Annotated in this window: 5 protein-coding genes and 3 rRNA genes; 2 read left to right on the top strand and 6 right to left on the bottom strand. The window is 47.8% G+C overall.

Annotated elements, in window-relative coordinates:
* The first annotated feature begins 592 nt into the window (after nt 1–592).
* Both ppc and HQQ92_RS20830 read left to right on the top strand, forming a co-directional pair.
* Nucleotides 593–3,262 (top strand): phosphoenolpyruvate carboxylase, encoded by a 2,670-nt coding sequence (gene ppc, locus HQQ92_RS20825; RefSeq protein ID WP_113941466.1) that lies wholly within the window; start codon nt 593–595, stop codon nt 3,260–3,262.
* Nucleotides 3,262–3,807: a DUF1439 domain-containing protein gene (locus tag HQQ92_RS20830; RefSeq protein ID WP_173248120.1), complete on the top strand. Its 546-nt coding sequence runs from the start codon at nt 3,262–3,264 to the stop codon at nt 3,805–3,807. Before ppc ends, HQQ92_RS20830 begins: the two co-directional genes overlap by 1 nt.
* 91 nt (nt 3,808–3,898) lie before the next feature.
* On the opposite strand, the gene HQQ92_RS20835 is transcribed toward HQQ92_RS20830, so the two are convergent.
* The 6 genes from HQQ92_RS20835 to HQQ92_RS20860 all read right to left on the bottom strand — a co-directional run bounded on the left by HQQ92_RS20835 (nt 3,899) and on the right by HQQ92_RS20860 (nt 13,386).
* Nucleotides 3,899–5,173, bottom strand: coding sequence for a CinA family nicotinamide mononucleotide deamidase-related protein (locus tag HQQ92_RS20835; RefSeq protein ID WP_173248122.1), 1,275 nt, complete (start codon nt 5,171–5,173; stop codon nt 3,899–3,901).
* A 312-nt stretch (nt 5,174–5,485) separates the two neighbouring features.
* Nucleotides 5,486–5,601 (bottom strand): 5S ribosomal RNA (gene rrf / locus HQQ92_RS20840).
* Between the two features lie 189 nt (nt 5,602–5,790).
* Nucleotides 5,791–8,698: ribosomal RNA gene (locus HQQ92_RS20845) — 23S ribosomal RNA — on the bottom strand.
* Nucleotides 8,699–9,061: 363 nt separating this feature from the next.
* Nucleotides 9,062–10,601: ribosomal RNA gene (locus tag HQQ92_RS20850) — 16S ribosomal RNA — on the bottom strand.
* The 16S, 23S and 5S rRNA genes sit together here, the layout of an rRNA operon.
* Before the next feature lie 937 nt (nt 10,602–11,538).
* On the bottom strand, nt 11,539–12,444 hold the full coding sequence (locus HQQ92_RS20855; protein WP_006083558.1) for a helix-turn-helix transcriptional regulator: 906 nt from the start codon (nt 12,442–12,444) through the stop codon (nt 11,539–11,541).
* Nucleotides 12,445–12,513: 69 nt separating this feature from the next.
* Nucleotides 12,514–13,386, bottom strand: coding sequence for a formate dehydrogenase accessory sulfurtransferase FdhD (locus HQQ92_RS20860; protein WP_113940335.1), 873 nt, complete (start codon nt 13,384–13,386; stop codon nt 12,514–12,516).
* Between the last annotated feature and the right edge of the window lie 113 nt (nt 13,387–13,499).

Consider the following 13,499-nt stretch of genomic DNA (forward strand, 5'->3'; position numbering starts at 1 on the left):
CTTAAAGAGTAGATGAATAGCTTACACGCAACCGCGCATATCTATGATGACAAGACTATCGTCGCAGGAAATCGTAATAGGTTGTTATTTTATTCACTGTCAGGCTAATACTGTGCATCATGATATTCACTCTACAGGTCACAGAGGGTGACTCATCTCAACTGATGGCTAGACTACCACAAAGATCTACTTATGCAATATATGTGAATATATATTTTTAATTTATTTTCATATTTTAAGCTCAAACTGGGATATCGAAGACACAGTTCCCATTCAGTTAACTCGTTAATAACACAGTTATCCAGGGTCAACATGAGTCAAAATCAGTCCTTTTCATTAACAGCTAAGATACATGTCTGCAAAGCAGAAAATGATGCACTTCATATTCACTTGCACTAATCATCAAAAAATATTGCGTGACTTCGCATTTCTATTGAATATTCTTCATCAAATACCGTGATTGGTTGCATATCGGATAAGCCAGTCGTATAAGTTATAAGTTCTGCTGTTGACCATAGCCCCAAGTGATAGGTATTGTGCTAACGGGCTAAATGCACAGCGGAATTTTCATGTTTTTCTATTCGGAGTAACTATGTCAGTAACCATGGCAGACAATATGACAGATATGTATGCGTCATTAAGATCGAACGTGAGTATGTTAGGCCAAATCCTTGGCGATACTATGCGTACCCATCTTGGGGACTCTTTTCTTGAGAAGGTTGAACAGATCCGTAAGCTTGCCAAAGACTCACGCCGAGGCGATCAAGCCGCCAGAGAGCAAATGCTCGAGTTACTGACAGCTTTGCCAGACGAAGAATTAGTCCCTTTTGCAAAAGCTTTTAACCAATTTCTTAACTTAGCTAACTTATCCGAGCAATTTCATACTATCAGTCGTAATTGCGACGAACTTGTCTGCGTACCAGACCCAGTGGAACAACTCCTAGGCCGCATGCTCAATGGTCGTGTCGACCAAGCTAAAATGCTCGACTGTCTAAAAACACTGGATATTGATCTGGTGCTAACAGCGCACCCCACTGAAATATCCCGTCGCACCCTGATCCAAAAATACGCCGCCATTGTCGACTGCTTAACAGAGCAAGAAAACGACCAACTGTCGGATAGAGAACGTCAACAGATCAACCTGCGCCTGCGCCAATTAATCGCGCAAATATGGCACACCAATGAGATCCGCCGCGAGCGCCCAACTCCAGTAGATGAGGCTCGCTGGGGATTATCCACCATTGAAGAGTCACTCTGGCATGCGGTGCCTGACTTCTTAAGACAACTTAACGATCGAGTGCAGCAACGCACAGGGCAGCAATTACCGATTGATATAGCGCCAGTGCGCTTTTCAAGCTGGATGGGCGGCGATCGCGACGGCAACCCGTTTGTAACTGCCAAAGTCACCCAAGAGGTGCTCGATCGTAACCGCCATGCTGCCGCCAGATTATTCTTAAAAGACATAGTCCTACTGGTCGGTGAACTGTCGATGGAAGAAGCCAATGATGAGTTAAAGGCTTATACCAATAACAGCTGCGAACCTTACCGCCACGTGCTGCGATCTATTCGTCAAAGACTGCGTGACACCATAGATTATTTGAATGCGCGCATCGAAGGCCACAATCCTGAAGTCGATAAGTCGAGCCTGATTTGGCAAGAAAGTGATCTCAAAGCGCCGCTAGAAATGCTCTATAAGAGTTTAACCGACTGCGGTATGCGCTTAATCGCCAACGGTTTATTGCTCGACATTCTCCGCCGTCTCGCCTGTTTTGGCATTCATATGCTCAGACTCGACATTCGCCAAGACGCCAGCCGTCACAGCGATGTGCTCGCCGAGTTAACTCGCTATCTCGGCATGGGTGATTTCAACCATTGGGATGAAACCGAGAAGCAAGCCTTCCTATTACGTGAACTCAGCAACCGTCGTCCACTGATCCCAAGTAACTGGCAACCCTCAGCCGATGTGGCCGAAGTGCTTAATACCTGTCGTTTGATTGCTAAACATCCGGCAAAAGCACTCGGATCCTATGTGATTTCGATGGCGGGTAAACCATCGGATGTCTTAACGGTTTTACTCTTGCTCAAAGAAACGGGCTGTTCGCACCCAATGCGCGTGGTACCGCTGTTTGAAACCTTAAGCGACTTAAACAACGCCGCGGCCTGTATTACCGATTTGCTCGATATCGACTGGTATCGTGGTTATACCAAAGGCATGCAAGAAGTTATGATTGGTTACTCTGACTCAGCTAAAGATGCCGGCGTAATGGCGGCGGCTTGGGCTCAGTATCACGCCCAAGAGCAGTTAGTGGCGGTCTGTAAACAAGCAGGCGTCAAGCTCACATTATTCCATGGCCGTGGTGGCAGCATTGGTCGCGGGGGCGGTCCTGCACACAAGGCAATCCTATCGCAACCACCAGGTTCGGTAGATGGCCGCATTCGTGTGACTGAGCAGGGCGAAATGATCCGCTTCAAGTTTGGCTTGCCAAAACTCGCGGTTCAAAGCTTGGCCCTGTATACCTCGGCCGTATTGGAAGCAACCCTATTACCACCGCCAGAGCCGAAGCAAGAATGGCGCAATTGCATGCAACGTATCGCTGAAGAATCAGTGGGTGCTTACCGTGGCATAGTGCGTGATGAACCTGATTTTGTTGCTTATTTCCGCGCGGCAACGCCAGAAGTGGAATTAGGAAAACTGCCACTCGGCAGCCGTCCAGCCAAACGTCGTGTCGATGGTGGGATCGAAAGTCTGCGAGCTATTCCGTGGATTTTTGCTTGGTCGCAAAACCGCTTGATGTTACCTGCATGGCTCGGCGCAGGTGAAGCACTACAAGCCGCCAGTGAACGTGGTGAGATGGGCTTACTGCAAGATATGGAGCGGGAATGGCCCTTCTTCAGCACTCGTATTTCAATGCTGGAAATGGTCTACGCCAAGGCGGAACCTAATTTGGCCCGCTACTACGAAACCTGTTTAGTACCTAAGGAATTGCATCACTTAGGCGAAACCTTGCGCCAACGCTTAGATCTGGGCATTAAAGTCGTGCTTGAGCTGACAAAATCGGATAGTTTAATGGCGCATACACCGTGGAATCGCGAATCAGTTAAACTGCGAAATCCGTATATCGATCCATTAAACTTCTTACAAACCGAGCTATTAGCGCGGACACGTAAGGAAACAACCGAAACTCCTGCGTCTGAACATGTACAGTTAGCGCTAATGCTGACCATTGCAGGTGTGGCAGCGGGTATGAGAAACACTGGTTAATGAAAAAACTTTCCCGCACGATTTGCTTGGGACTGACTGTACTGCTTGGCGGCTGCGTCTCGCAGTATAGTATCAGCGAGCACGAAATGGAGCAGTACCTCAGTAAAGAGATCCATTTTGAGATTAAACAAGGCAATCAATTAGTTGGCGCAGAAGTGCGCATTAACGACATCAGTGTTAAGCTAGGTGCAAAACCTGACACTATGAGCGTAAGTGCCGCAACTCAAGTATCAATTAAGAATCCGATCTTTCCATTGAGTGCCAAACTCACGACGACTTTCGAAGCCAAGCCTTGGTATGACAGCGCAACGCACAGTGTCTATCTGCGCCAACTCGAATTAGTCAAAGTGGAATCAACGCCCAAGGATATTGAAAAAGCGATTAGCAGTGCCACGCCGCAGGTGATGGGTTATCTAAGGCAATTCTTAGAAAACCAGCCTGTGTATGTACTAGATACCAAGGACAGTAACCAAGCACTGATGGCAAAAATGACCGAAAGCATTCAAGTTGCCCCAGGCAAATTAGTGCTTAAGTTCACTAAATAATCTGCCATTTTTGTATCTCTGTAGAAGTTAAAATGCTCCCTCGGGAGCATTTTTGTTGGCGGGCATAAATGGATATATACCCGTATAAGAGTTACTTACTGAATCGCCCAATCGACTGATAATCGACGATCACAGCTTCAGCTAAAAGCTCACGTCTTAGCATATCGTAAGCCACAGCAGCACTTAAACTGCGTACCAGATCCCGCGAACGTCTCGGTAGTTTAATCATCTGACTATAAACACCGCCGCGAGTTGCTAAAGCGATCGCCACAGTGCCCACAGGTTTCTCATCTGTGCCACCATCGGGCCCCGCAATTCCACTGGTTGCCAGCGCATAATCACTGTCTAAAATTTGCCTTGCCCCCTTAGCCATTTCTTCCACAGTTGCAATGGAGACTGCACCATGATCATCTAAGGTTGAAGGATTTACACCTAACACGCGAACTTTAGATTCATTACTGTAAGTCACTAATCCGTGCTGTAAGTAAGATGAACTGCCTGGGAAATCAACTAACTGACTGGTGATCATGCCGCCAGTGCAAGACTCGGCAACGCTTAAGGTCAAGCCTGAGTTAAGCAGCTTATAATGAATTTCTTCGGCAAGGGTGGCTTTATCTTCCGCCACAACCGCAGTACCCAGCACCATTTTGATGTGCCCAGCGACGCGAGGTAATACCGCAATCGCCTTCTCGCCACGGGCGAAAATCTTAATCTCAATATGCGGCATAGAAGAGCGGTAACCAATAGTAATGCCTTCTGGCAGCTCTAGCGGTTCTAACTTATCTGCCAAAGCGGACTCACCTTGACCTATGGTCAATAGTTTCTTTAAGGCAACCTTGGAATCAAGGTTAAACTCTTCGCGAATAAAGGGCACAAACTGCTCTGTAACCATGTGCTTAAGCTCAAAAGGCACTCCAGGCGTGAAGAATAACCAAGCGCGATTAAGTTTAACTCTAAAACCACAAGCGGTTCCCACTGGGTTATCAACCATCACAGCTGAGGCTGGTAGCATAGCTTGCTTGAGATTACTTAAAGGCATTTCACGGTTATTACGGGTAAACCACTCCTCTAAACGCTCACGCCACTCCGCATTCTCAACCAATGGTTCGCCCTTCGCCTTCGCCATCGCTAAAGCAGACATATCATCACTCGTCGGCCCGAGACCACCATTAACGAGAATCACATCGGCATGTAAGCTACGTTCTTGGAAAACCGCAATCAGATCCTCGAGACGATCGCCGACGGTCACTCGACGCTGGATCTCGACACCATGCTCCATCATAGTACTAGCAAACCAAGCGGCGTTGGTATCAACAATCTGTCCCGCCAACACCTCTTCCCCAGTGCAAATCATCTCTAACTTCATCTCAGATCCTTATCTACCCCAATAAATTAAAACATAAGGTAAGTAACCGCTTAACTAATAGCAATAGCTAGGCTCGATCGAGAACTAAGATAGCTGTAGCAAAATCGGAGCATTGACAAAATAACCGAACAAATAATCGACAACCATTACTTACTATTGATGTCATGAAGAGTGAAAGAGAGTGTTAAGGAGAGAAAAATGGGAGGAAAACTGACTAATTAAATAGACACTAGGCTGGATTTAACAAATTGCAGATGCAAAAAAGCCAGCTTATTCAGCTGGCTTGGTTACATCTCAATGAGATAATTAGGCGCTTGGCGATGACCTACTCTCACATGGGGAGACCCCACACTACCATCGGCGCGTTTGCGTTTCACTTCTGAGTTCGGGATGGGATCAGGTGGTTCCACAAGGCTATTGTCACCAAGCAAATTCTGTTTATTACCGTGTCCATCTCTGACTCACGTTAATAATAATTCGGAAAGCTGATTTGCTTTGTTTGAGTTCAAACTTTATCAAGTATCTGTATTCTGTCTAAGGCTTTCGTACGACCTCCATGGAAGGAGGAAGTGCTAGAAAATGTCTGGAACATTTTCAGTAAAACCCATCTGGGTTGTATGGTTAAGCCTCTCGAGTCATTAGTACATGTTAGCTCAACGCCTCACAACGCTTACACACCATGCCTATCAACGTCCTAGTCTCGAACGGCTCTTTAGAGGAATTAAATTCCTAGGGATGACTCATCTTAGGGCTCGCTTCCCGCTTAGATGCTTTCAGCGGTTATCGATTCCGAACGTAGCTACCGGGCAATGCCATTGGCATGACAACCCGAACACCAGCGGTTCGTCCACTCCGGTCCTCTCGTACTAGGAGCAGCTCCCTTCAATCATCCAACGCCCACGGCAGATAGGGACCGAACTGTCTCACGACGTTCTGAACCCAGCTCGCGTACCACTTTAAATGGCGAACAGCCATACCCTTGGGACCGACTTCAGCCCCGTGGATGTGATGAGCCGACATCGAGGTGCCAAACACCGCCGTCGATATGAACTCTTGGGCGGTATCAGCCTGTTATCCCCCGGAGTACCTTTTATCCGTTGAGCGATGGCCCTTCCATTCAGAACCACCGGATCACTATGACCTACTTTTCGTACCTGCTCGACGTGTATGTCTCGCAGTTAAGCTGGCTTATGCCATTGCACTAACCGTACGATGTCCGACCGTACTTAGCCAACCTTCGTGCTCCTCCGTTACTCTTTGGGAGGAGACCGCCCCAGTCAAACTACCCACTGTGCACTGTCCCTAATCCCGATAAGGGACCTAGGTTAGAACATCAAAACTACAAGGGTGGTATTTCAAGGACGACTCCATCATGACTAGCGTCACAACTTCAAAGTCTCCCACCTATCCTACACATGTAGGTTCAATGTTCAGTGCCAAGCTATAGTAAAGGTTCACGGGGTCTTTCCGTCTAGCCGCGGGTATACGGCATCTTCACCGCAATTTCAACTTCACTGAGTCTCGGCTGGAGACAGCGTGGCCATCATTACGCCATTCGTGCAGGTCGGAACTTACCCGACAAGGAATTTCGCTACCTTAGGACCGTTATAGTTACGGCCGCCGTTTACGGGGCTTCGATCATGAGCTTCTCTTGCGATAACCCAATCAATTAACCTTCCGGCACCGGGCAGGCGTCACACCGTATACTTCCTCTTGCGAGTTTGCACAGTGCTGTGTTTTTGATAAACAGTTGCAGCCACCTGGTATCTGCGACTCCCGTCAGCTTAGAGAGCAAGTCTCATCACCAACAGGAGCGTACCTTCTCCCGAAGTTACGGTACCATTTTGCCTAGTTCCTTCAGCCGAGTTCTCTCAAGCGCCTTGGTATTCTCTACCCGACCACCTGTGTCGGTTTGGGGGTACGATTCCCACTAACCTGAAGCTTAGAAGATTTTCCCCGGAAGCATGGCATCAACTACTTCAGTCCCTTAGGACCTCGTCATCAGCTCTCAGTGTGTACATTAAAGTACGTGTCCCCCGGATTTGCCTAAGAACACCACCTACCACCTTAAACGCGGACTACCAACGCCGCGCTAGCCTAGCCTTCTCCGTCTCTCCATCGCAGTTAGCGGAAGTACAGAAATATTAATCTGTTTCCCATCGATTACGCCTTTCGGCCTCACCTTAGGGGTCGACTCACCCTGCCCCGATTAACGTTGGACAGGAACCCTTGGTCTTTCGGCGAGGGGGTTTTTCACCCCCTTTATCGTTACTCATGTCAGCATTCGCACTTCTGATACCTCCAGCGTGGGTTACCCCTTCACCTTCAACGGCTTACAGAACGCTCCTCTACCGCGCACAGTAAACTGTGCACCCGTAGCTTCGGTGACTAGCTTAGCCCCCGTTACATCTTCCGCGCAGGCCGACTCGACTAGTGAGCTATTACGCTTTCTTTAAATGATGGCTGCTTCTAAGCCAACATCCTAGCTGTCTAAGCCTTCCCACATCGTTTCCCACTTAGCTAGTACTTTGGGACCTTAGCTGACGGTCTGGGTTGTTTCCCTTTTGACGACGGACGTTAGCACCCGCCGTCTGTCTCCCGAGTAGTACTCATTGGTATTCGGAGTTTGCAAAGGGTTGGTAAGTCGGGATGACCCCCTAGCCTTAACAGTGCTCTACCCCAATGGTATTCGCTCGAGGCGCTACCTAAATAGCTTTCGAGGAGAACCAGATATCTCCCGGTTTGATTGGCCTTTCACCCCCAGCCACAAGTCATCCGCTAATTTTTCAACATTAGTCGGTTCGGTCCTCCAGTTGATGTTACTCAACCTTCAACCTGCCCATGGCTAGATCACCGGGTTTCGGGTCTACACCTTGCAACTAAACGCGCAGTTAACACTCGGTTTCCCTACGGCTCCGCTATTCGCTTAACCTCGCTACAAAATGTAAGTCGCTGACCCATTATACAAAAGGTACGCAGTCACGGTCTCAAGAACCGCTCCCACTGCTTGTACGTATACGGTTTCAGGTTCTATTTCACTCCCCTCACAGGGGTTCTTTTCGCCTTTCCCTCACGGTACTGGTTCACTATCGGTCAGTCAGGAGTATTTAGCCTTGGAGGATGGTCCCCCCATATTCAAACAGGATGTCACGTGTCCCGCCTTACTCGTTTTCATCAATGGTTAGTTTTCATGTACGGGGCTATCACCCTGTGCCGCTGCGCTTTCCAACGCATTCCACTAACACCCCACTGACTTAAGGGCTAATCCCCGTTCGCTCGCCGCTACTAGGGGAATCTCGGTTGATTTCTTTTCCTAAGGGTACTTAGATGTTTCAGTTCCCCTCGTTCGCCTCGCAACACTATGTATTCATGTTGCGATAACAGCTTATGCTGCTGGGTTCCCCCATTCGGACATCGTTAGCTCAAATGCTTGTTACTAGCTCGCCAACGCTTTTCGCAAGTTACTACGTCCTTCATCGCCTCTGACTGCCAAGGCATCCACCGTATACGCTTAGTCGCTTAACCATACAACCCAAATGAGTTTCACTCACCTGAGTCGCATTGCGACCAGCTTGGTTTTACTTGTCTCACTTCTGACCAAAGAAGTGGACGCGCCTTAGACGTAAACTATTCAATAAAGAATAATTTACTTTTTGAATATTCAAGACACTTAATAAAGTGTTTGAGAACTCATGTTCAATGCTTTCGCATTAAACGTTTTGTAATTAATCACATGACAGACTCATGCAATTAAATACTATCAGCTTTCCAAATTGTTAAAGAACAATGCGTACCGGCTCGCGGCGCATTTAGCTCTGACTTCTCCTAAGAGAAGCTAAACAAGCAATCTGTGTGAACACTCAACAAACATTAAGTTAGTCGTATAGGTAAGGAGGTGATCCAGCCCCGTGTTCCCCTAGGGCTACCTTGTTACGACTTCACCCCAGTCATGAACCACAAAGTGGTGAGCGCCCCCCGAAGGTTAAGCTACCCACTTCTTTTGCAGCCCACTCCCATGGTGTGACGGGCGGTGTGTACAAGGCCCGGAACGTATTCACCGTGGCATTCTGATCCACGATTACTAGCGATTCCGACTTCATGGAGTCGAGTTGCAGACTCCAATCCGGACTACGACGAGCTTTGTGAGATTAGCTCCACCTCGCGGCTTTGCAACCCTCTGTACTCGCCATTGTAGCACGTGTGTAGCCCTACTCGTAAGGGCCATGATGACTTGACGTCGTCCCCACCTTCCTCCGGTTTATCACCGGCAGTCTCCCTAGAGTTCCCACCATTACGTGCTGGCAAATAAGGATAGGGGTTGCGCTCGTTGCGGGACTTAACCCAACATTTCACAACACGAGCTGACGACAGCCATGCAGCACCTGTCTCACGGTTCCCGAAGGCACTAAGCTATCTCTAGCGAATTCCGTGGATGTCAAGAGTAGGTAAGGTTCTTCGCGTTGCATCGAATTAAACCACATGCTCCACCGCTTGTGCGGGCCCCCCGTCAATTCATTTGAGTTTTAACCTTGCGGCCGTACTCCCGTGCGGTCTACTTAATGCGTTAGCTTGAGAGCCCAGTGTTCAAGACACCAAACTCCGAGTAGACATCGTTTACGGCGTGGACTACCAGGGTATCTAATCCTGTTTGCTCCCCACGCTTTCGTGCATGAGCGTCAGTCTTTGTCCAGGGGGCCGCCTTCGCCACCGGTATTCCTCCAGATCTCTACGCATTTCACCGCTACACCTGGAATTCTACCCCCCTCTACAAGACTCTAGTTCGCCAGTTCGAAATGCTATTCCTAGGTTGAGCCCAGGGCTTTCACATCTCGCTTAACAAACCGCCTGCGCACGCTTTACGCCCAGTAATTCCGATTAACGCTCGGACCCTCCGTATTACCGCGGCTGCTGGCACGGAGTTAGCCGGTCCTTCTTCTGTAGGTAACGTCACAGATATAGCGTATTAAACTACATCCTTTCCTCCCTACTGAAAGTGCTTTACAACCCGAAGGCCTTCTTCACACACGCGGCATGGCTGCATCAGGGTTTCCCCATTGTGCAATATTCCCCACTGCTGCCTCCCGTAGGAGTCTGGGCCGTGTCTCAGTCCCAGTGTGGCTGATCATCCTCTCAGAACAGCTAGGGATCGTCGCCTTGGTGAGCCATTACCTCACCAACTAGCTAATCCCACCTAGGTTCATCCAATCGCGGAAGGCCCGAAGGTCCCCTCCTTTCCCCCGTAGGGCGTATGCGGTATTAGCAGTCGTTTCCAACTGTTATCCCCCTCGACTGGGCAGATCCCTAGGCATTACTCACCCGTCCGCCGCTCGCCACCTCAGAAGTAAACTCCCTTGTGCTGCCGCTCGACTTGCATGTGTTAGGCCTGCCGCCAGCGTTCAATCTGAGCCATGATCAAACTCTTCAATTAAAGTTTTGTTGCTTCCGTCTTGCGACTTCAGCGGCTCAATGAATTCTGATTTTTTGTTTCTCGCTAAAAGAAACAAACTGTACATATTACTATGAACACTCATTGTTACATTGATTTAAATTTTGACTGCCAACCCGAAGGTTAAGCAGTTTCGATTAACTCAACACCTGTGAGTGTCCACACAGATTTCTTGTTTTATCTTGTTAAAGAGCGTTGACCACATACCGTTGCCGGCGGGTCGTGCTGATGCTTCATCAGCTCAGGGTCGTGCATTTTACGCATTTCCCGTTTCGCGTCAAGGAGTTTTTTACAACTTCTTGCTGCGCTTGAATTAAGTGCTTAAAAGCTAATCAATTCAACTTAACTCGTCAGCTGGCTTTCGCTGTCTGCCGTGTCAGTGGATGCGCATTATAGGCAGCAGGAGATTTTGCGCAACCCCTATTTTCAGTAAATTTGCAGTTAATTCTAATTATCTAATCTAGCCACAAGATACCCACCACTTACCCCCAAAGTTATCCACAAAATAGCGCTTTATCTGTAATTTGGCCCAATTGATTGCCAGCGTACAGTATCAAGACAAAGGGATCATGAGCATGAATGCTATCAGATTTAAATGAGAATAACGGCTGCTCGAACCGGAATATCTCACCTCCACTTTGATATGGAGTCGTTTATGGGAGAATGACGGGGAACAACAGAAGAAGATGGCACTCTGAGTGTATTTGGCGATGAAGATACTTTACCTATATATAGTAGTTGCCTCCCATCAACCCACCATAGAAAGTCGAAACAACGTAATCAGCAATATAAAGAGGGTCTCTTTGATACTTATTCGTTAGTAACTGGCTACATTAGATATCAGCATGTAGTAGCAGTAATAAGTAATTCAGAGACCATTCAACTCTATTCACCTTAATCCATTACCGAGTTGAGTGGATTAGCTCGCACTCCATAGCAGTTGTCCGCAGTCGGTAAGATCATAGCCACCAAGTAGTGCCGCCATTTGCCTCGAGTGACCGCTCGCCAACATAGTAAAAAGTTGTTGAAGTTGACGACGGAAGTAAATGCTTTGCGGCATAACGAAATCGAAAGACTCTTTAATCAGCGGCACGAAACTTAAACCACTTTCCAAAGCCACAGATTGACAACCAAAACCAATATCGGCATCCCCCCTAGCGATATAACCCGCCAACTCGCGTTCACTATAGGCAGTTAGCACGACATTAAGTTGATCTAAGCGAGCACCTTGCTTTAACAACCAATGCTCTAAGTGCTGTTGGCTACCTGCGCCCCCCTGACGACTCACCCAACGCCAAGGCAAGTTCACGACTTTATCTTCTTCTTGGCATCTGTGGTGCATATCGGCACGCATGATCAACCCTTGCTGACGGGAGTAACCATGCACCATGATCCATTGTTGATGGTTGTTATAACCTTTAAGTAAAGCTGGGTGGCGAATATTTCTATCCTCCATGCTACCCCAGTGTAAGGTGCACACATCGGCATAACCTTTAGCAAGCAACTCTAACCCTAAACGTGAACCTGTTGCGCTGTAGCTTATCAACTCACGGCTACCAACTTGCGCCATCAAACGCGCCACCAGCATAGATAATAGTGGATCGTCACTACCAGTGATCAATAAACGGTCGGTCAGCATGCCACTGTGGCAAGAATCCATTACCCAACGGTCGATTAACACTTTCGGAAATAGCCATTTACCGGTGATTTTAGTGGCGGGGAGAATTCTGTCATTAGCCATGGCGTAGACTTTTTTCTCATTAAGATCTAAATACTCGGCCACTTGCTTCGCGCTCATGTAGACCAATTCACTGGCAGACGTCATCTTGTTTCCTTGTCTTATTCTTCGTTACTGCATGTAAGTCTTAGCATTACTGTCTTAGCTAACTTGGGGCTAAGGAGCCGTATTGGCATCAAACTGCAGATTTTCACTGCCGTGGTACACCAAAAAGTGACGGCCTTTCGCGCGGGCAATAATAGTAATACCCAACTGCTGCGCTAGTGCTAAGCCCATCTGAGTCACGCCACTGCGTGATAGCAATATAGGGATCCCCATTTTGGCGACTTTAATCACCATTTCCGAAGTTAAGCGGCCAGTGGTATAAAATATCTTATTATCACCGCGATCCTGAGTCAGCCACATATCCCCAGCCAAAGTATCTACGGCATTATGACGGCCAACATCCTCGACGAAAGCCATAATTTTATCGTCTTCGCACAAGCCACAACCGTGCACAGCACCCGCATTTTTATAGGTTTCATTATATTCGTTGATATTTTTCAATAAGCTATAAAGGGTGCTTTGCTTAAGACTTGGCGTTGGTAAATTGATGCCGTCTAAATCTTGCATAAAACTGCCATAAACCGTGCCTTGACCACAGCCTGATGTCACCGTTTTTTCGGAGAGTTTCTCATCCAGATCGGCGGTTTGTTCACGGGTAACCACGGCTGCAGAACTCACATCCCAATCGACAATAACCGAGTCCAATAGACTGACATCCGAAATAAAGCCTTGGTTCTTAAGATAACCTAACGCCAGTGACTCAGGTTTCGCCCCTAGGGTCATAAGTGTCACTATTGGTCGCCAGTTCAAATACACGGTAAGCGGACGTTCGCAGGCGACAAATTTATCCAACACTTCCCCGGCTTCATTCACTGCTTTTACAGCAATGGTTAGCGGTACTTCCACTTGAGTTCTCACAAAAGAACACTGATGCTGAGTTTTTTGAGAAGGATTGGCTGCCGCTATTTCGCTATCTGTGCTCATGTTGTTATCAGGAATAGTGATATTTTCAGAGATCATAATGTTACCGCTTAACGAGTCATGGCCAGAGCATAGCAATATTTATACCTAGACATAAAAATTGGGGTTAAATGCGT

Origin of the sequence: Shewanella sp. DC2-4 (assembly GCF_013248875.1) — a bacterium.
Taxonomy (GTDB): domain Bacteria; phylum Pseudomonadota; class Gammaproteobacteria; order Enterobacterales; family Shewanellaceae; genus Shewanella; species Shewanella oncorhynchi.

Excerpts from the sequence above, each read along its gene's own strand:
- ppc (WP_113941466.1), top strand. The coding sequence starts at position 593 with ATGTCAGTAACCATGGCAGACAATATGACAGATATGTATGCGTCATTA.
- HQQ92_RS20830 (WP_173248120.1), top strand. The coding sequence starts at position 3,262 with ATGAAAAAACTTTCCCGCACGATTTGCTTGGGACTGACTGTACTGCTT.
- HQQ92_RS20835 (WP_173248122.1), bottom strand. The coding sequence starts at position 5,173 with ATGAAGTTAGAGATGATTTGCACTGGGGAAGAGGTGTTGGCGGGACAG.
- HQQ92_RS20855 (WP_006083558.1), bottom strand. The coding sequence starts at position 12,444 with ATGACGTCTGCCAGTGAATTGGTCTACATGAGCGCGAAGCAAGTGGCC.
- HQQ92_RS20860 (WP_113940335.1), bottom strand. The coding sequence starts at position 13,386 with ATGAGCACAGATAGCGAAATAGCGGCAGCCAATCCTTCTCAAAAAACT.